This is a genomic window from Ruegeria faecimaris, from assembly GCF_900182615.1.
Lineage (GTDB): Bacteria > Pseudomonadota > Alphaproteobacteria > Rhodobacterales > Rhodobacteraceae > Ruegeria > Ruegeria faecimaris.
In genome coordinates this window covers 51,960-71,033 of the sequence record NZ_FXTE01000012.1, presented here as the reverse complement: position 1 = coordinate 71,033, position 19,074 = coordinate 51,960, and the positions used below count along the sequence as shown (strand labels likewise).

At 55.4% G+C, this 19,074-nt stretch carries 16 protein-coding genes and 1 tRNA gene; 8 read left to right on the top strand and 9 right to left on the bottom strand.

Annotated elements, in window-relative coordinates:
- Positions 1-10 precede the first annotated feature (10 nt).
- From FN806_RS16155 to FN806_RS16140, 4 genes are all read left to right on the top strand, one after another.
- Positions 11-589, top strand: a complete 579-nt coding sequence (locus FN806_RS16155; RefSeq protein WP_142639008.1) for a Maf family protein — start codon at positions 11-13, stop codon at positions 587-589.
- On the top strand, positions 586-1,608 hold the full coding sequence (locus FN806_RS16150; protein ID WP_142639006.1) for a ribonuclease E/G: 1,023 nt from the start codon (positions 586-588) through the stop codon (positions 1,606-1,608). The genes FN806_RS16155 and FN806_RS16150 overlap by 4 nt, the downstream gene beginning before the upstream one ends.
- Positions 1,605-1,787 carry a DNA gyrase inhibitor YacG gene (locus tag FN806_RS16145; RefSeq protein ID WP_142639004.1) on the top strand — a complete coding sequence of 61 codons (183 nt, stop codon included), beginning with the start codon at positions 1,605-1,607 and terminating at the stop codon, positions 1,785-1,787. The genes FN806_RS16150 and FN806_RS16145 overlap by 4 nt, the downstream gene beginning before the upstream one ends.
- Before the next feature lie 79 nt (positions 1,788-1,866).
- Positions 1,867-1,941 (top strand) — tRNA-Phe (locus tag FN806_RS16140).
- Positions 1,942-2,239: 298 nt separating this feature from the next.
- Here the strand turns inward: FN806_RS16140 and FN806_RS16135 are convergent.
- Positions 2,240-7,354 (bottom strand): RecQ family ATP-dependent DNA helicase, encoded by a 5,115-nt coding sequence (locus FN806_RS16135; protein ID WP_142639002.1) that lies wholly within the window; start codon positions 7,352-7,354, stop codon positions 2,240-2,242.
- Positions 7,355-7,827: 473 nt separating this feature from the next.
- On the opposite strand from FN806_RS16135, the gene FN806_RS16130 reads away from it, so the two are divergent.
- Positions 7,828-8,253, top strand: coding sequence for a MobA/MobL family protein (locus tag FN806_RS16130; RefSeq protein WP_142639000.1), 426 nt, complete (start codon positions 7,828-7,830; stop codon positions 8,251-8,253).
- A gap of 219 nt (positions 8,254-8,472) precedes the next feature.
- Here the strand turns inward: FN806_RS16130 and FN806_RS16125 are convergent, their stop codons facing one another.
- From FN806_RS16125 to FN806_RS16115, 3 genes are all read right to left on the bottom strand, one after another.
- Positions 8,473-8,769, bottom strand: coding sequence for a hypothetical protein (locus FN806_RS16125; RefSeq protein WP_142638999.1), 297 nt, complete (start codon positions 8,767-8,769; stop codon positions 8,473-8,475).
- An 832-nt stretch (positions 8,770-9,601) separates the two neighbouring features.
- A complete protein-coding gene (locus tag FN806_RS16120) occupies positions 9,602-11,146 on the bottom strand; it encodes a ShlB/FhaC/HecB family hemolysin secretion/activation protein (RefSeq protein WP_142638997.1) in 1,545 nt (514 codons plus the stop codon).
- A gap of 124 nt (positions 11,147-11,270) precedes the next feature.
- Positions 11,271-11,570 carry a hypothetical protein gene (locus tag FN806_RS16115; protein WP_142638995.1) on the bottom strand — a complete coding sequence of 100 codons (300 nt, stop codon included), beginning with the start codon at positions 11,568-11,570 and terminating at the stop codon, positions 11,271-11,273.
- A gap of 568 nt (positions 11,571-12,138) precedes the next feature.
- Here FN806_RS16115 and FN806_RS16110 point away from each other — a divergent pair.
- From FN806_RS16110 to FN806_RS20870, 3 genes are all read left to right on the top strand, one after another.
- The gene (locus FN806_RS16110; protein WP_142638993.1) at positions 12,139-12,654 is read left to right on the top strand and encodes a DUF805 domain-containing protein; all 516 of its coding nucleotides are present in this window, start codon (positions 12,139-12,141) and stop codon (positions 12,652-12,654) included.
- A 73-nt stretch (positions 12,655-12,727) separates the two neighbouring features.
- Positions 12,728-13,498, top strand: coding sequence for a hypothetical protein (locus FN806_RS16105; RefSeq protein WP_142638991.1), 771 nt, complete (start codon positions 12,728-12,730; stop codon positions 13,496-13,498).
- 107 nt (positions 13,499-13,605) lie between these two features.
- A complete protein-coding gene (locus FN806_RS20870) occupies positions 13,606-13,797 on the top strand; it encodes a DUF1194 domain-containing protein (protein WP_142638989.1) in 192 nt (63 codons plus the stop codon).
- A gap of 698 nt (positions 13,798-14,495) precedes the next feature.
- Here FN806_RS20870 and FN806_RS16095 read toward each other — a convergent pair.
- The 5 genes from FN806_RS16095 to FN806_RS16075 all read right to left on the bottom strand — a co-directional run bounded on the left by FN806_RS16095 (position 14,496) and on the right by FN806_RS16075 (position 19,054).
- A complete protein-coding gene (locus FN806_RS16095) occupies positions 14,496-15,404 on the bottom strand; it encodes a DMT family transporter (protein ID WP_246097280.1) in 909 nt (302 codons plus the stop codon).
- 155 nt (positions 15,405-15,559) lie between these two features.
- Positions 15,560-16,318: an alpha/beta fold hydrolase gene (locus FN806_RS16090; RefSeq protein WP_142638987.1), complete on the bottom strand. Its 759-nt coding sequence runs from the start codon at positions 16,316-16,318 to the stop codon at positions 15,560-15,562.
- 278 nt (positions 16,319-16,596) lie between these two features.
- Positions 16,597-17,355, bottom strand: coding sequence for an SDR family NAD(P)-dependent oxidoreductase (locus tag FN806_RS16085; protein WP_142638985.1), 759 nt, complete (start codon positions 17,353-17,355; stop codon positions 16,597-16,599).
- 18 nt (positions 17,356-17,373) lie between these two features.
- The gene (locus FN806_RS16080; protein WP_142638984.1) at positions 17,374-18,195 is read right to left on the bottom strand and encodes an ABC transporter permease; all 822 of its coding nucleotides are present in this window, start codon (positions 18,193-18,195) and stop codon (positions 17,374-17,376) included.
- A 7-nt stretch (positions 18,196-18,202) separates the two neighbouring features.
- Entirely contained in the window at positions 18,203-19,054 is an 852-nt protein-coding gene (locus FN806_RS16075) for an ABC transporter permease (protein ID WP_142638982.1), read from the bottom strand.
- Positions 19,055-19,074: the final 20 nt, after the last annotated feature.

The following is a 19,074-nucleotide window of genomic DNA, read 5'->3' as shown; positions in this document are numbered from 1 at the left end:
CGCCCGACACATGGCGTTTATTCTCGGATCGGGCAGTCCAAGGCGGCTGGACCTGCTGGCGCAGCTTGGTGTGCAGCCCGACGCCATCCGCGCCCCGGACATTGACGAAACGCCTTTGAAAGGTGAGCTGCCGGTGCCCTACTGCCACCGGATCACACGCGCCAAGGTGCAAGCTGTTCCCGCCGAAAGCGATGATGTCACACTTTGTGCGGACACCACGGTCGCGCTGGGTCGGCGCATCTTGGGAAAGCCTGAAGATGCAGGTCAGGCGGCCGAGTTTCTGCACGCTCTGTCTGGACGGCGGCACCGGGTGATTACCTCGGTTGCAGTTCGGCGCGGAGACCGCATATCGCAACGCGATGTGGTGTCTCAGGTCAAGGTCAAGTGCCTATCGGATGTTGAGATCAATGCCTATCTGGCAACGGGTGACTGGCAAGGCAAAGCCGGTGCATATGCAATCCAGGGGCCTGCAGGGGCGTTCATCCCATGGATTTCCGGCTCATTTACCGGCATCGTGGGACTACCATTATCCGAGACCGCCGCTTTGCTGCAGGGCATCGGCTATCCTTTGTATCGTGAGGCACCATGAAGGGGCGTACCATCGTTTTAGACCACATCAACAACCGCGAGGCAGCGGCGTTGATGGTGGACGGAAAGCTTGACGATTTCCTGATTGCTTCCGAAGCCCCGGCCCCCGGTACCATCTACCGGGCGCGGGCGGATCGCCCGGTCAAGGGGCAGGGCGGGATGTTTCTGGCCACGCCGGACGGCCAGGCCTTTTTGCGACAGGTCAAAGGATTGGCCCCCGGAGAGCTTAAACTGGTCCAGGTGACCGGTTTTGTCGAACCCGGAAAGGCGCTGCCGGTGACGGATCGCGTGCTGTTCAAAAGCCGCTTTGCGATTGTCACTCCGGATGCACCGGGCCTGAATATATCGCGCAGTATCCGGGATGAGGATGAACGCGACCGCTTGCTGGAAATCGCACATGAGGCCATGGCAGGCAGCGAACACGGGTTGATCCTGCGGTCCTGCTGTCAGGGCGAGAATGCCCAAGAGATTGCCGAGGATATCGGCGTCATGCTGGCTCATGCCGATGCTGTGATGAACGATCCCGGTACCGAGCCTGAGGTTCTGCTCGCAGGTGATGGGCCGCATGTTTTGGCCTGGCGCGACTGGACCGACCCGGCCGAGGTCGTCACCGAGCCCGGCGCCTTTGAGGCGCATGGTGTCTTGGATGCATTGGATCAGGCGGGCGGAATATCAGAACCATTGGCCGGGGGCGGACACATCTATATCCAGCCCACCCGCGCCCTGGTGGCCGTAGATGTAAACACGGGTTCAGACACCTCGATGGCCGCCGGAACCAAGGCCAATTTCGCCTGCGCAAAAGCACTGCCACGTGCATTGCGTGTCCGTGGGTTGGGGGGGCAGATCACGCTCGACCTCGCTCCAATGCCCAAGAAAGACCGGCGCGGTTTCGAAGCCGCTTTGCGATCTGCATTCAAGTCTGATCCGATCGAGACGATTCTGGCAGGATGGACCCCGTTGGGTCACTATGAGTTGCAACGCAAACGCGGCCGGATTTCCCTTGCGGAAGTGCTGAAATGAGCTGTCCGATCTGTCACGAACCAACGGTGTCTCAATTCCGTCCTTTTTGTTCGAAACGCTGTGCAGACATTGATTTGGCCAAGTGGCTGAACGGGTCTTACGCGGTTCCTTCGCAGCGTGAAGAAGACGTTGAACAGAATGTTTCTTCAACTGAAACTGAGATGACGCGCCCACATTGAAAAAATGTAAAAAAGCCTCTGGACACTGCCAGTAGCAAGTCATAGAACGCCTCCACCCAACGGCAGAAGCCGTATCCGTGCCCGGGTAGCTCAGGGGTAGAGCAGTGGATTGAAAATCCTCGTGTCGGTGGTTCGATTCCGCCCCCGGGCACCATTTATCCAGGATCAGATTGTAGCTAACAATCTGTTTTATAAGCCTTAAATGTAGACTGCGTCTGCTTGATTGAATGGGCAAGGGGCTGTTTGCTCCACAACTTGCTCCACAATTTGCTCCGCTCAAGATGTGTACTTCACATGGAAATGTTGGGGGTGTCCGAAAACAGTGTTGGCCCGCCATGCGGACAAAGCTGCCAATAATCCATCTTGTTGGAATGTGTGATAACGGCCCTGAGCAGTCCTTAGTGGCAAGTGCAGCGAACGATTGCTTGACCGCCCCACTTGCCATTCTGATCTTATACTGCCCCCTTGGCCTCTTCGAAAACCAGTTCAGGCACTACGACTTCCCAATTGGCGCGTTTAATCAGGTGATGAAAACGCTCATCGGCATCTTCCTTACGCCAGTGTATGATGGCCGCGATCTCGCCGGTGACAAATTTCGTGCCAATCGGGGGCGTAAATGCTCTTGCCATCCGCCCGAGGACCCGCCCTTGAATATCCTCGATCTGCCAGCGATCTCCAACACTGGCGAGCTTGATTGGCGCGCCGACCTGCGCTTCAGCGATCGCGTCATGAACAATGTGCCGATCACCTTGGCGCCCTGCAAATGACAGGTCGACCATCTTCATTTCTGGCGATTGAAAGAACCGGCGCGGGCCAGGGACTGTCGCCAAGTCGGGCACCACGTTCTGCTTGACGACGGAAGGAGACTCGGTGGGAAGGTATTCGTGATTGTCGTTACTCATGACGATCAAATTGCGCCGCGCACGTGTCATGGCGACATAGAACAAACGCCTCGGCGCGTCCTGATCTTCGTTTCGCGAGGGCCGCTCCCAACCACCATCCAGGATCACGACATCGTCGAATTCGAGGCCTTTCGCGCGATGCGCCGTCAACAACTTGAGGCCACGCTGCTCGCCCCATGAGTCTTTCGACCATTCAGCAAACCATTCGATCACGTCAGGGCTCGGAAGCGCTTTGCCATCAACTTCACGCGCAAGTTGGCCAAGTCCCTCGCCGATCCGGTCAGTCCAACGGCTCGTGGGTATCGCATTCAGAGTTTCGGTAAGGTCGCCCAAGCTGACCAAGGCAACGTGCCTCTCGCACAGGCCACCAATGAACCTCCGCATCTCACGGGTGCGCCACACACTTGGCAAGTTTTCGTTCGCCATTTCGACTGGAATTCCATGCGCCTCGGCAAAATCGCGGACTGGCAGAAGCTTGCGCCAATCACGAGAAATGATTGCCGCGCCCTTCCAGCTCCAATCCGGGATCAGTTTTGACAGGCGGATCATCTCGTTGACCGCCGCAAGGGCCTGAGCGTCATTTCCGGCCGGGCAGCCAAGGATTTGGACCCGCCCCTGCGCAACCGGGTCGAGGCTTTCCATGATCCCCCCGGCCGGGTCCTTTTGCCTCGATTTGTCGACTGTAATCCCATGGCCAGTTTTCATACGTTCCCGAGATCCTTCGATCACGGCATTCGCTGCGCTGATGATGTTTTTCGACGAGCGATAATTGTCGGTCAGAAAGACCGGCTTGGCTGAATAATCCTGTTCGAATTGCCGGATGTGGCGCACCGATGCGCCGGCAAACGCATAGATATTCTGGTCGTCATCGCCGACCGCGAACAGGCTGATGCGTTGATCGGGGTCGTCGATACTGCGACCGGCCACCGCTGCGATCAAGGCGTATTCCTCGGGCCCAACGTCCTGATATTCGTCCACGAGAATCCATCGGAACCCTTGGATCAAGGTCTCTCGTAAGGCTTCGGCCTCGATTTTGTCCAGCCCGTCGCCACGCAAAAGACGTGCCGCATCGATCAGAAGCGTCTCGAAATCAGGCTCATCGGCCGTTTCCCGTCCGGCGAAGCTCGCGCCAATCAACCGCATGGCTAAGGCATGGATGGTCAAGACGGTCACAAAGCGAGCATCTTCGCCAATCAGCAGACGCAAGCGTTCCCGGATCTCGGCGGCCGCGTGACGATTGTAGGCGAGCACCAGTATACCGTTTGGATCTTCGCGCTTGATCCGGAACAGATAAGCGACGCGATGGACCAGCACGCGTGTCTTGCCCGACCCCGGCCCCGCGAGGACAAGGACATTGGTCTGTTCGCGGTCGTCACGCACGATCTGCTCTTGTGTCGAATTCCCCAGATTGTCGACGATCTCGGCGTAAGACTGAGGTGTTGCCTGCCGTCTGAACTCCGAAATTTTCCCTGGCATCCAAGTTTTCATGAAGTCGGACTGATCCATTGCGAAATAGTCATGCGCGAGCCGCTGGGCCTGATCGATATCGTCGATACCTTTGCCCGCATATGCCGCCATCACGTGGGTCTGGATGGTTTGTTCAGTGTAGTGGTCTTCGAGCGGCGCGAAATGCTGGGTGGTAAAAGCGCCGCCCTTCTGATTGATGTGCAACGTCATGGCCGAGCGGAACACGGACAAACCCTTGCCCAGAGTCACCACCTGCTGTTCGTGCAACCACAGAAGCGCCCGGTCCATCAGCTTTGCAGGGTGATTGACAGATGTCCGCAATAGCGCATCGCTGTTGATTGCTGCAAGAAGGTCGCCAAGCGTGGTCTCGACGGGAACATCTTTCCCACGCAGGCCAGCCTGAACCTTGTTGATCAAGAATGAAACCAATCGCTCTGCGGCCTGCCTGCGAAGCTGAGCGGTCTGTTCGATTGTCCCCCATGATCTTTGCGTTCGCACCATTACACTGCCTTTAGACACCTTGCGCAGGCCAATATTGCCTCTGCCGCCATCCATGTCGCGGCCATCCTGCGCAATCCCACGGAGCAAACCCTCGACAATATCGGGCCGCACGGAGGCGTGTCCCCGCTCCCGCAGGTCCTGCGCCACTGAGGCCAGATGGCAGGGCACAGCCTCATTGATGTCCGCGTCTGGCGCGTGCTCTCTAAGGATCGCAATCAGGTCAGCTTCCAACCGGGACGCCGCTTGGAATCGTTTCGGCGAGGCATTCTCGACGCGCACATGCACGAAGATGGTGATGTTTGTATCATCTTTTGCAATCCCCAAGGCCTCGAGGTCCGCCAAAGCTTTGCGAACGCCCGACATCGTCAGCCCACTGACCCCGCAGAGCTCGTCCGTGGTGATGCCCTCTTCCTGCGGCGCGTTGATGATATGCTGCACGATGGCGGCCAGATCCTCGCGCCGCCGCTCGGTGATCTCAGCGGATGCAAGGATTTCACGGACCTCCTTCATGCTTCTTACTCGGAGCGAGGCGGGGAACACCTGCACCCGGTTTTCTTCGCGGTTCAGAAGGTGTGCTTCTTCCAGCCAGGCGACGGCCGTCTTCACTCGCGTATCGTCGGTATTGCTGTCCCGCTGGAAATCTCGCTCTTTCTCCTCATGAACGATCTCACCGGGTGTAGCGACTATTTCACCGCCTTTTCCGGTCCGAGCATCAAGGCGCCGAAGCGCCTTCAGGATCGCGCCGATTTCGTGCCGCGCGAGTCGAGAACGCGCGCTGAGGTTGAACTGACGATCAACGTCTTCGGTATTGAACAACAGGACGCAGTTTGCAGGTTCGCGGTCTCGCCCGGCGCGACCCGCCTCTTGCAGGTAGTTTTCCAGCGACCCCGGCACGTCCCCGTGAACCACCAGACGGATGTCCGGCTTGTCGACCCCCATCCCAAAGGCATTGGTGGCCGCGATCACGCGCAGATTGCCAACGCGGAAATCTTCCTGGATCTCACGTTTGTCATCGGCGCTGAGGCCCGCATGATAGCGTTCAGCGGCGATGCCTTGTTGTTTTAAGAACTCCGCCACGCGCTCGGTTGCGTTTCGGGTCGCACAGTAGACGACGGCCCCTGACACGCCCTCGCGCGGAAGCTGGGCTTCGATCGTGTCGAGGATATCGGTCATCTTGGTGGCACGCTGCGTTGGCAGCACCTGGAAGCTCAGGTTCGACCGCGATGCGCCACCGTCGATCAACACCAGTTCGGACCCCAAACGCTCTTTGAAATGATTGCGGATGTCTTGCACGACGTCTGGCTTCGCTGTCGCGGTCAAGCAAAGCACCGGAGCCGGTTCGTCGCCTGAGCTCTCCTTGATAAACCGCGAAACGTAGCGATAGTCGGGTCTGAAATCGTGTCCCCATTTGGACACGCAGTGCGCCTCGTCCAACACCCACAGCCCTATCTCGCGCTGTGCCAGAACGGACCGAACTGTTGTGCTGCGCAGTTGTTCGGGCGAAATCAAAAGGATCGCAGCATCCCCGAGCCGCACCTTGTCAAGCGCATCCTGACGCTCGGGCAATGACAATAGCCCGTTAATAGTCACTGCCGAGGAAATTCCGGCCCGAACCAGGCCCTGAACTTGGTCCGCCATCAGCGCCACAAGCGGCGATATTACGACGGTCAAGGCCCCGGTCTTGTCGAACCGAGACAGCGCGGGGATCTGGTAACAGATGGATTTACCCGTGCCCGTCGGAAGGATGCCCAACAAATTGTCGCCTTCCATGGCCGTCGCCACAATCTTTTCTTGAAGCGGGCGTCCGTTCTCGTCGATTGGTTCCGGGCGGAAACTTGGAAAACCGAACCATCGTTCGAGCGCACGAGTGGGATCATTGTGCTCTGCGCAATAGGCACAGTGCTGATCACGACAATTCGTATCTCTCAGGTCTTTGACCAGCCGTGCTGCGTCACGGAATTGCGCCCGCACCCAAGGCGGCATAACAGAATCCCCACCAGCGACCGAAATCCAGGCAAGGGCATATGCCATCGGCCAGCCCAGCCCAGTGTCCGAGAGCCGCTCGAGCAAGGCGTCCACCTGCGCGCCGCAGGCCAAGTCTTTAAGCAACTTCCGAATGGCCTCGTGCGCTTCTGCTTCTGTCGGGATAGGCGCCCCGCGCACGTCGCTGAACAACCGATCAAACCCGTCGCTACCGGGACCTCGGCAGCACAACCAGTGATAGGCCATCATCGTTTCTGGCGACAACGTGTTCAGCGATACCAAGGCGTCGATCTGATTGCGAAGAACCTCGAACACAAGACGCGCGTCGAGCTCGGGATCGTTGACGTGACCACTTTGAAGCCGCCCATCGCGGTAGTGCTTGACCAGATGATGGTAGGGATTGCGCGGGAACGCCAAGGGGTTGAGCCACAGCGTGTCAATCGGTCCGTCCGCGAGCTTTGCGAAGCGCGGCGAGACCGCCATGAGATGCGGCAGGTCATGGCGCAGAATATTGTGTCCAATGACATGTGCGAAACCGGCGCAAAACAAGTCGAGCTTTTCAAGCGCGGCCTTCGGATCGCCTTTACGATGAATTATCCCCTCTCCATCACCGTCTGGCACGGCTGCAAAGGCGAACAACTTGGCTTCCTTGGGATCAACCTCCAGATCAATCGACAGACAACGCGACAATACGTTGGCTTGTTCCCGCGGCATTTGAATATGCTTATTTCCCGGCGGAATAGCCTCGGGGCTTTCAAGTGGCTGTTGTTTGCCACGGCCAAGGGCCTTCGATATGCCGCGGGAAATTAAGTTTTTCATATTCGCAGGCTAATAATTATTCACAAGGAGCGGAACCTTCGGCGGCCATTTGACAAAATATGTTGTCCCGATGCCATGCCAAGTTTGCGAGGTGCGGCCAGTGTCTTTTTCTTCGGATTTGAAGATCTTCCCATCCGGAGCCAACAGCCGGTCGACAAAATCACTCGGCACCTCTATGTGAGACCGGTGCTGGCAGGTTTCAGACAGGTTTGTTGATCAAAGTTCGACTGTTCTCCGCCCCGCCGATCTTTTACGAATGCAGAATACCCCCGGTTCCCGCCCAAACGACAAATGCTGCGCTCATCCCCTAAGTCGCCTTTGGTCCCGAAACCGACCTCTGTGCGGCGCCCGGTCTACGATGCGCGCACATCCTGCATTCTCGTGCCGACGGTCGCTCCGCCGTCAAATCCGCCGCCTACACCGCGCGCACCACCTTCCGGGATGCGCGGGTTAGACGACGGTTTTCGCCGGGCAGAAAGGGTGGCCTCCTGTCTCATGAATTGATCAACTGGACAGGAAACGCCGAGGAGCTCTGGAACGCTGCTGAGCGTTCGGAACGCCGAAAGAATGCAAGAGTCATCCGCGAACTGCGCCCATCCCTGCCGCGCGAGCTACCGCTTCCCGAGCAGGTCCGGCTTGTCCGCGGCTTCTGCCTCTGGCTTCGCGATGAATACGGCGTTGCCGTTCAAGCCGACATTCACGCGCCGCGTTTCCTGTGCCCTGAGGAAGAGAAACGGCACAGCGCGGGCAAAGCTGACTTTGCAAAGTTGCCGTTCAAAGTTTCGCTTGCCTAATTTGACCGGCCCAGATGGTCGGAGGCTCTTCGTGGAAGTGCGGCACTTTAGATTGTTGGCCTATTTGAAGTAAATATAGGTACGGAGCATTGTTGGGCTACGTCAGCCAACGTAAACGCCAGGGAATAAGGGCAATACGAAAGCCAGTTAACCAGGTGACAATTGACGAACTATTGGTCGATTAATCTCAATGTCCGAGCAAAACCTACCCAGCGAGCTTCAGCGCTGCTTTCGTTTGACCGAGATAATGCATCCGGAATGCTTCGGGTGCCGTGCTGGTACATCACGAGCCATCGCATCCACATTTCCAAGGTGTCGTAGTGCCCCGCTGTTCAGCAACACGCCGCGCCCGGCATCATACCGACGTTGCCCAAATCCGCTGGCAACGCATTCCCAGTTTTCCTTGGCCGCTGCGCTGCGGAACCTCGGCAGGTCGTGCGGGTCATGCCGTCCAGGAGTTGCTGCGACGTGATCGTGTTTCTTAGAATTACGTTGGTGGGTTAAATGGTGGGTCACTTGTGTTGTGCCAGGTTGCTGAACAGTACCGGTTGTCGGCCTCGGCTTTGGGCGCATGATTGTCACGACGCCTTGTGGCTTCGGATGTCCTGGGACGGCCACGTGAGTTGCCGTAGGTTTTGGTGTCAACTGTGGAACCTGGCCAGGAACCGCCGTGGGAACCTGATTGGGGGTTGCGGTTGGGACAAGCGGTGGCGTCGCTGTAGTGCCGCTGGGTTGCGGAACACGGCCTGGCACTGCGACTGGTATTTGGTTGGGTATTGCTGTTGGCACAAGGGGCGGCACAGCTGTTGGGCCGGTAGGTTGAGGCGGAACCTGGCCAGGGATAGCTATCGGAACTTGATTGGGAGTTGCAGTCGGAACTTGCGGCGGCACCGCGGTAGGCCCGGTAGCCAATGGCGGAACCTGATTTGGAACGGCTGTCGGAACCCGGTTTGGAGTCGCATTTGGAGTCAAAGGCGGAGCTAGGGTCGGCGCTAGGACCGGCGTGGGAACCTGACCGGGAACCGCTATTGGTGTCGCGATAGGAACCTGACCGGGAATTGCGTTCGGAACCGCGCCCGGCGCAAGGACTGGAACAGTAACGGATGTGGGCGTTTGCTGGGTTCCCTTAGGCGGCAACTGATTTGCTACCGGCTGAGTTGGGCCGGTAATTTGATTACCTGTTCCTTGCCCACCGGCCTGCCCGCATCCTTGGCTTGACTGGTGAGGATTCCCCACGCCACGGCACCACCCGTACTGATTTCCGCCGGCAACGACCTGTGTAGCGGCCAGTTCTGCAATCAAACAAGCTGTTGTAAGTAACGCAATTCTGTTCAGTTTCATAACATCCTCACCAACTTGTTGTCAGAGCAAGATACGCGCCTGGGTCGCCCGAGTCGGTCAGAGGACCGTCTCTCAAAGGGACGCCAACGTATCCGGATAGGAATAAGTTTCGCTTAAACTCGATGTCCAGCCCCAACCCGGTCGATGCCAGTGTTGCACTTCCCACTTCGAAACTGGCGGGATCATTATTCGAGATGTAACCAACGTCGAAAAAAGCGAAGGGCGTCAGACGATTTACGCTCTGCGAGCTTGGGAAATAGGAGTGAGATACTTCGAAGATTGCTGAGATCCCTGAATCACCGTCTACTTCGTCAAAGCGGTATCCACGCAACGCATAACGATCACCAAGGAAGTACTCTTCGACAGAGGGTAACCGGTCTGTTGTGTACTGACCCCAGATCTCTGTCCGCCAAGCTGTGTTGGGCGATAAGCCCGGTAGGGGGCTTTCATATCCGATGCCGCCCCTCAAATGCCAGAACGAAGAGTCCCCGTCATCAAAATTCGCGTCTGTCGTGTCGTTGTCATTGTCACCAAAAGATAAGGTTAGCCCCGCTTCCAGAGCTTGTCCCTTTGGATAGTTTTGCCCGTAAAGATATGTAAGGCCAACGACACTCGCGTCACTGGATAGTGGAACGCCACCACTGACTGAATCCGCTTTTGAAAGGCGATAGTCCAGCAGAAGATATCCATAACGGGCCACATCGCGGATCACGGGGTAACCCATCGCGACTGTGAAGTTCTCGCCGTCAATATCTGTTCTCGCAAAGTCCCCTGAGAGGTCACGTTTTGCGTTTATGTTCCCGTAGAAGATCTCACCGTACAGACCATTGCTGTTCAGCGGCGTGCGATAGGTAAGAGCGCCCCATAAAGAGTGCTCATCGTCTTTGTCCCAATTGTAATTGCCTGATCCCTCAAATCGCAGCATATCCCCGACGGTCAGCGTTGAATAAAACTCTTGCACGACATAGAAGCTTAGCGCTTCTCCAAGCTCACGCGGAGGGTTGTCGAGTGTCGCACTACCGGCTTGTTTTCGCAGTGGCTCTCCCAATACTCTCAGCCGAGCACCAGCCTGATCCGGGTAATCAAGTTCGGTCGACAACTCCAAGTCAGGTATGTCCTCGGCTAGCATAACCGCCCGCTCAAATCGTTTCAGCGTTATGGGATAGGAGGTGGTGAGGGGCTGAAAAATCTTCTCTAGGGTTTGGAACGTGCGCGTATCTACACCTTCAATTTCGATGGTTTGAATGCGCCCTTCATCAACAATTATGCTCTGCCCATCGGGGCCGGGCCAGGCCTCAGCCAAGAAGTAACCGTCTTCTCGGTAGATCTGCGTGATCGTTGATGCGACATCCACTGCTGTGATGCGCCCTGACCGATCAAAAGCCAACTGACCGGCAAACGTTAACAGCTCATCCGTATCATATACCGTTACGCCGCTGACAGAGTGCTGTGATGCGATGTCCCAGGTTTGGGCAATGCTGTATTTTGGAACTGCAACAAAGGCCACTAAAGTGCAAATGATCGCAATTACAACCGAATTGGATACGGGCATTTTCTACAACCTTAGCATGATTGAGCATGTTAAAACCCAATCCTATTACGAGGTTTGAATGTCTAAGCTTGCCGTTATTCAAATTTGATCACGACTGGTGCTTTCGAGATACACAGCGAACAGACTACAATGCGCCTTCGTCGCCAAGGAACTCGATACCAGCTGTCGCGCCATCACTGTAGGCAATGCAATTCCACGGAGCGCGATCCTCACCAACGCCTACAGTGACTTGTGTTCCCGCCTCGCTAAACGCGGATGAGAGCACCACGACTTGCGAATTGTTTGTCGTGTTGGCTACATCCCGTAAACATGCCTGCTGAGCGGGCGTGAGCTCGGCGGACGCGCTGGACGTACTCGTGTCGTCGCAGGCTGCAAGCAATGCGAAACATGTCGCGCCTGCGATCATCACCTTCTTGTTAGTCATTTTCTTCTCCCTCTGGTTCCTTTGAAATTTGTGAAATTGGATGCGCATGTTTGAAGCTTTTGCGTCTGTGCAGCCAACAGAACACACCTCGATCCTTTGACTACCTTTCCCAAAAACTTGCCGCGGGGGGCTTGTGGGGCAGAACGACATTACGTTGACTACTGAGACCGCCAACAACGCGTGATGGCCGAATGACGTCACTGGCAAAAGCTAGAGCGAACTTGGGAGAGAGGACGAGTACGTTAAGTCCGAGCATCGGGTTCTCCCAAGCCAGATTATTGTGAAGTGCCTTCCGACCGCCGGCACTCACTCCAGCAGTCGGAAGGGCCCGGTAGATCGGGCGACAGCGACAACAACGGAGGTAAAAAAAGTTGTGTCGAATTCGTATGTTCGAATATATTTTTTCATAAATCAATACTTTTTCCGCGCGTAAACTTCTTTACGCTCTCGTACGATAGGCTTCTGCTTTCAAACAAAAAAGTAAGTGGGAGTCCCCAGAGGGGAGAGTGTGTTCTCCTGAGCGGCGAAATGTTTTGAGGCCGCACAGAAACTGAGAAAGGAATGAAAGATGGGATTCGGTGAAGCAGTTAAAACGTGTTTCTCGAAATACTTCCAGTTCTCCGGGCGGGCTATACGCTCAGAATACTGGTGGTTCTTCTTGTTTGTGGTTCTCGTAAGTGCCGTTTTTGCCGGGTTGGATTCGATCCTGTTCGGGACAAACCCCGAAACAGGCCAAGGATCTCGGGTTCTGTCCTCTGTTTTTCAACTGGCCGTTCTCATTCCAATGCTAGCCGCCGGTTGGCGGAGGCTGCATGATACAGGACGACCTGGTTGGTACTTGCTGCTGCCGATGGCGCTCAGCATTACAACGCTTTTTGTTATGCTGGGTGGGGTGGCGTTCTTTTCGGTATTGGAGCAAGGGACCGAAAACCCCGATGCATTGCGAGGACCCGCGGCAGTCCTGGGCTTGACCGGTATTGTCGTTGTCTCAATTCTGCAATTCGTTCTGTCCATTCTGATGATCTGGTGGCTGACACGACCTTCCCAAGAAGGCGCAAACGAATACGGCGCACCTGCTTCCTGACCTCGCTGTGGGGGCAACAGGTCGGAATCTCTGCTGAATGAAAGTGCAAACCGCAACACCATGGAGAGAGAAAATGAGTTTCAGACCGATTTCCATTGGAACGCTAATGATGGCAATGGCGACCACAGCATCGGCGGAGTGGTCGTTCAGTTCCGGGCCTAATCCCAATGCATTTATTCAGACCGGAAACATGACGCTAGAGCTTCAGTGTAACCGTATTCGCTTTGCTCCAGCTGGATATGAGGACAGCCAGGACATTGCGGAGAAGCAAGGGCTTTCCTTTCGTTTTTTGAAGAACGGCACCACCGAGGTTGGGGCATTTCAGGTTGGCGCTGAAAACGCTGTGTTGCAGATCGTTGACAATTATCCCGTCGAGATCAGTTTCAATAGTCAGCAGGACTATGGTTTTGTATTGGACCAGCTTGCGGCCAATGCATCGGTTAATTTGTCGATGATTGATCAAGATGTCAGCTATGGAATCTTCGACTTAAAAGGTTCCAGCGCGGCAATTCGGTCCCTTCGTTCTGAATGTGCTTCGGATGCCAGCCAGGGAGCCTCCTACGAAGCACCCGAAGGCATCGTCTATTGTGGAGGCGGAGCGATAGAACGCGTGATCGAACCCATGATTTTGGAAAACCCGGAGGGGGAGTGGGACGCACGAGTAACGGTCAACGGCGAGTTAATCAGAGCCATGACGGCCTACAGTTACTTCGGAAACTCCGAGCCACCGGCCGGATTTGTCGTCGCCCTGCTTGGGGAAGACAGGTCCGAATTTCTGATTTTTAGCGAAGGCTCGGCAAACTGGCTGGAGTACGGGGACTACAGGTATGATCAGTGCAATTGATGCCACCCTCCAACCAGCTTCCCAAATAGTGCGCCAGTCGAAAGGTTTGGTTTCCGCGATTGTACTTGCTTCGGGCCTTGTTTGGACCTCACCAGCTGTCGCGGCTGATGTTTCGCAACTTCCGCCCGGTTTTGCGGGCCCGTGAGGCAGTATTGTCGAAGTCGATTATTATAAATGGGTTACCGCTGATGACCCAAGAAGGTATGGGGAGTCAGTGGCACTTCGACGATCTTGAAGTCTACTACCAGAACTGTGTGACAGGCGGACCTGGTTTATTCGTAGTCCCGGTGCTTGACTAGCAGGGCTTTGCGGAGGCCGTACGACGAAAATTGGTACTGGAAATTGGGTCAGCGCCTGCAACAGGAGAGGTTATGAAGGCGCAATACACCTCACCCTCAGACTATGACTGCCTGATTGGCGAGAAGATCTGGGAACGGAACCAACAAATCTGGAGCGAACCCTAGAAGCGGCCTTTGCATCAACCACCCGAGGCTCGATACAAAAAGCCAGCAGCAATTATCTGAGGAAAACTAGTGTTCTGCGCTTTCAATAGAAATGCACAGATGGTGGTAGCATCTTCGATGCAGTGTGAGTAGACAAACTTATTTACGTCGATTTGCACGAACCGAGTGAAATTTGCACGCTTATGGTTAATTCGCAATCATAGAACGACAACAGGCTCTTGGGGCTATACCCTCCGAGAAACTGGGGCGGTTTCGGGGGCATTTTGCGAAGCGCGGAACGAGGACAAAGGACGAGTGAGCACGGGGCATTTCTGACCGCTAGAGAGGCCGCTGCGAGACCACTAGAGACCCGCCCACTGGTGCTGAGACGACCGCTGGCGAGTCTCGTTCCGGGGGCTGACGGGGGTCGCTGGTGCTGGCGGGTTGGGGGTGTCCGCTACTCAAAAATAGACCCGACGCTTGGCCGGGTCAGTTGGTGACGGCGAGGATCGTCACTCCGTAATGTGGTGGTCAATAGTATTCTAGAAAGCGCCTCATTCTGCTTGTTGGGGCTTGCGCCTGACAAAGCGGGAGAAAAGCCGGCCGTCGGTTACAGCAAAGCCAATGGCAATGATGGCGAACCCGACCCAAGCCTCTGGCTCCATCTTTTCACCCAGGAATGAAACGCCAAGGCCGATAGCGAACGGTGGAATCAGTAAGGTTACCAAAAGAAGGTTGGCAGCACCTGCGCGCGCAAGGATTGCGAAATAGAGAACATAGGCCAGTGCTGTTGATAGTGCGGCCATCCCAAGAAGCGCAGCCCATACGCCAGAAGACAGAGCCAAGTTTGGGGGGCCATCCATCACGAGAACAATCGGGATCATAAGCACTGTGCTGCCGATCAGCATACCAAGCGCATTCACCAGCGGTGGTTGGCCCGAAAGAGCAGTCCTGCCCCATACACCGGCAAATGCATAAGAGAGCGTCGCCCCAAGAATAGCCAGCTGTGCCAGATTGCTCGGATTGAACTCGGTCAATGCGCTTGGCCCCATAATGAAGGCCACCCCCAAAATACCCAGTGCAGCACCTGCTATCTTCTTCGGAGTCAAGGGCTCGTCCTTAAGAAGCAAACCCGCCACGACCGCTGCAAACATTGCTGTCGTTGCATTTAGGATTGAAGCCAGCCCGCTGTCGATTTGCGTTTGCCCCCAGAAGATCAGCGAGAACGGAATGGCATTATTGAGCGCCCCCATTACGAGGTAAGCGCCCCATGCCCGAGGGGTGCGTGGAACACTCAGTCCTTTGAATATGACGATTAGCGCAAGAATAGGAACCGCCCAAAAAACCCTGTGCAATGTAATTGTAAGTGGTGGCACCTCTGACAGGGCTACTTCACCAAAAAAGAACGACCCGCCCCAAACCGCGGCGAGCAAAAGCAGCATGACGCCGGCTGTTAAATCCATTGCTGGCATGGGTTGGTTTGTCATGTCTTCTGAATCCGTCACTAACTATTACCTAACGGATTAGCTTACGTGACCGCGACACCGCGACCCGTTTCTTGCGGAAATCCAATACAAAGCCAACTTTCATCTATCCAATTGTGAACGGCTGCGTTCGCCTATCGGTGGAGTGCCTCAGCAATCATTTCCGCAAGCCTTTTGGGCTGATCTACGCTCGCCCAGTGAGTGGCGTTTTCGAGAATAATCCGATCCATCTTGTTTTCTTCCAGCCACCGGACGGTGCTGTCCGGACAGTTGTCAGGATTGTAGAGATAAATCACATTTGCCGCGCTTTGCAAAAGCTCGCCGGGCACGCAGCCTGCTGAAAAATGCCGTGCGTCGGTGCCGAGTTGCCACAGCGCCAGAGTATCGGCCTTCGATACTTCATTACGATACCGTCGGATGATTGGTGCCGTTTTCGCCATTTCATCAAGCCGCTCAAGAAAAGCTGCACGAAACGCAACCGGATCACTGTAGTCCGCGGCAGTTCCAGAAAAATAGGCATCCTCGGCGGTGATATTACCCTCTAGAGAAATAATGGTTGTCAAAGGACAGTCGGCCCTTTTGGCGGCCAGGGAGGCTATGATTGAAGCAACCGAATGAGCGACAATGATCTCAGCTCCGTGCTTGATCGCTTTGTCGGCGACGGTTTGTGCAAGTGCTTCAAGAGTTGTTGCCTTTGCCAGAGGCTGAGCGCCAAATCCCGGAAGATTGATGGGTAGCAAACGATAGCTGTTGGCGAGGTGGGTGTCAGCCAATCCTTCAAACATGCTCGCATTGTCACCAAAGCCTGCAACACAGAGAATGGCGGGTCTTTCATCGTTCACTTGACTGGGGTGTTTGGTCATTTTGGCTTCCAGAGCATCGTATGCAGACATTAACACGGCTCCGCAGTATTCGACAATTTGGGCTCACTCCCTGGTTTCGCCGCCTGAAGCGCGAACTATGGCTCCTGATTTCCCAACGTCCGTGCATTGAACGACATGACACAAGATCAAAGACTTGACCCGATCCTCCTATGGCCGGTCTCGATCAGCCGATCACAACGGTATTGCCGCGCGAGCATCGGGCCGAGCTGAGCCCAAAGCGGGCTGAAATGTGCTCGCAAAAAATGAAGTGCGGCGATAGACATTCTCTTGAGTGGTCCAACCCATCACTAAATGCATTCACCGCCATCGATAACCAAGGCTTGCCCAGTCATAAAAGCGGATTCATCTGAAGCTAGATAGACGATCCCATGGCCAATCTCTTCAACTGTCGCCCACCGGCTCATAGGGATCGCCTGCTCGATGTAGCTTTCCAGTTTGGCACGGCCACCCATCTGCTTCTCGAAGCCTGCATTGAAGGGGGTGTCCACAAATCCTGGACAAAGGGCATTGAAACGGATTGCATGGACAGCGTAATCGGCTGCCATCTGCCGGACCATCGCAACAGCTGCGTGCTTTGTGGTCGCATAGGCGATCATACCCCGGTCGTATTGAACGCCAGAATTGGAAGCAGTGACGATCACGCTGCCTCCACCTTGTGATTTCATATGGGGGACGGCTGCACGCGCGGCAATGAAGTGGGCGCGGACGTTCAATGCCCAAGAAGCATCCATTCCAACCGGTTCCACTTCTTCCAGCGTTCCTTCGATCTGTAACCCAGCATGAGAGTGCAACACGTCAAGCCGACCGAAGTTTTTAACTGCTTCGTCTATGGTTTTGGTAAGGGCATCGTCATCGGTTACATCAAGCTGTAAGGCAGATGCTTGATTTCCCTGTGCAATGATCTCGGCCACAGTGGCGTCAGCAAGTGTTGCATCGCGATCCGTTACCATGACATGCGCACCCTCTTGCGCCATTGCCATTGAACCCGCCCGACCAATTCCTGATCCCGCGCCCGTCACGAGCGCGACTTTACCTGCAAGCCGCATGTCACTTGGCTCCTTTATTTAACTATTCGATTTTGAGGCGCCTCGGCGCAAAAGAAGTTGCGCTGTAACGAGAAGCAAGAGCGACGCGCCCATAACCATAGTGCCTATGGCATTGATCTCGGGCGTTACGCCGCGCCGGATGGATGAGAATATGTAGATTGGCAGGGTTGTTTCTGAGCCAGCTACGAAGAACGCGATGATGAAATCATCAAATGAGAAAGTGAAGCTGAGCAGGAAGCCCGCCAAAATTGCCGGGGCTATCAACGGCAGTGTCACCTGCCGAAAGGTGCCCCAGGGCGTCGCAAAGAGGTCCGCCGAAGCTTCCATGAGCGCGCGGTCCATACCCGATAGCCTTGCACGTACGATGATTATGACCAGCGCCATTGTGAACATGGTGTGCGCAGCGACAAGCGTGGGCATCCCCATGGAAAGTTGCGGGGGATTTGCTCCATCGGGCCATAGGCTGGCAAGAACTGGGTTAAGCCAGCCGAATACGGTAACCAAGGCAATGAGCGTCGCGATACCAATGACGATACCGGGTATCATTATCGCAACATAAATCATCGCGTCGAACAAAGTTCGGAGCCATCCCTTAACCCCTTGTAAAGCGATGGCAGCCATAGTTCCGAGAGTGGATGCGAGGCAAGCAGTTATGAATGCTGCAAGCAGACTGGTCTCGAGCGCGTCCATAACAAATGGGTTGTTGAGCGCTTTGCCATACCATTGGGTCGAGAAACCCATGAACTGGCTTGCGTGTCGTCCGGCATTGAAGCTGAAAAGCGCGATGATGCCGATGGGAATATAGAGAAAAAGGTAGACGCAAATCGCGTATAAGCGCATCGGATCCTCACATCAGCGAGACATCTTCGCGCTGGCCACCCAGACGCGAGATGAATTTCATGTAAATTGAGACAGTGACAAGCATTACGACAACCAGAGTCATTGCGACCGCCGATCCGTACGCCCAGTTTCGAGACTGCAGGAACAGGTCCACCAGCGCATTTCCGACGAAAAAGACCTTTCCGCCACCTAAGATCGCTGGGATCAGAAACTCGCCCATCAGCAAGATGAAGACCAGCATGCAGCCAGTTGCGATACCAGGTACCGACAAAGGAAGTGTCACCTGACGGAACGTACGCCATGGGGTAGAGCCGAGATCAGCCGAGGCTTCCAGAAGGCGTTTATCCAGTTTGTCCAAGCTTACAAAAATTGGGAAAACCATCAAAGGTAGATACCCATAGACAATCCCCACAAGCACGGCGAACGGCGTATTTATCAGGCGGACATCATCGATGCCGATCGACTCCAGTAAAGCGGGCAAGCCACGCCCCCCAAGGATGAAAATCCATGCGTATGACCGGATCAGGATCGATGTCCAGAACGGCACGATCACCAGGATCAACAGCGAAGTTCTCCACTTTGGTGAACAACGCACCGCAAGAAAGTAGGCGAGCGGGTAGGCAATTACCAACGCAGCGATAGTCCCCAGAGGTGCAAGGATCAAAGTGTTCTTAAACGCCGTCCATCGCGCAGGAAGGTTGGCATATTGTTCCAACGTGAACGCTGGAACATAGCCTCCGGCGGCACCCCGTTCGCCAAATGAAAAGACGAAGACGACCAGCAGAGGAAGGGCAAGCATTACCAAAAGCCATATTCCTGCCGGTGCCAGCAACAGTGCTTTTCTGCCTCGTTCGGTCATATTGTCCTCGTCTTTTCCGA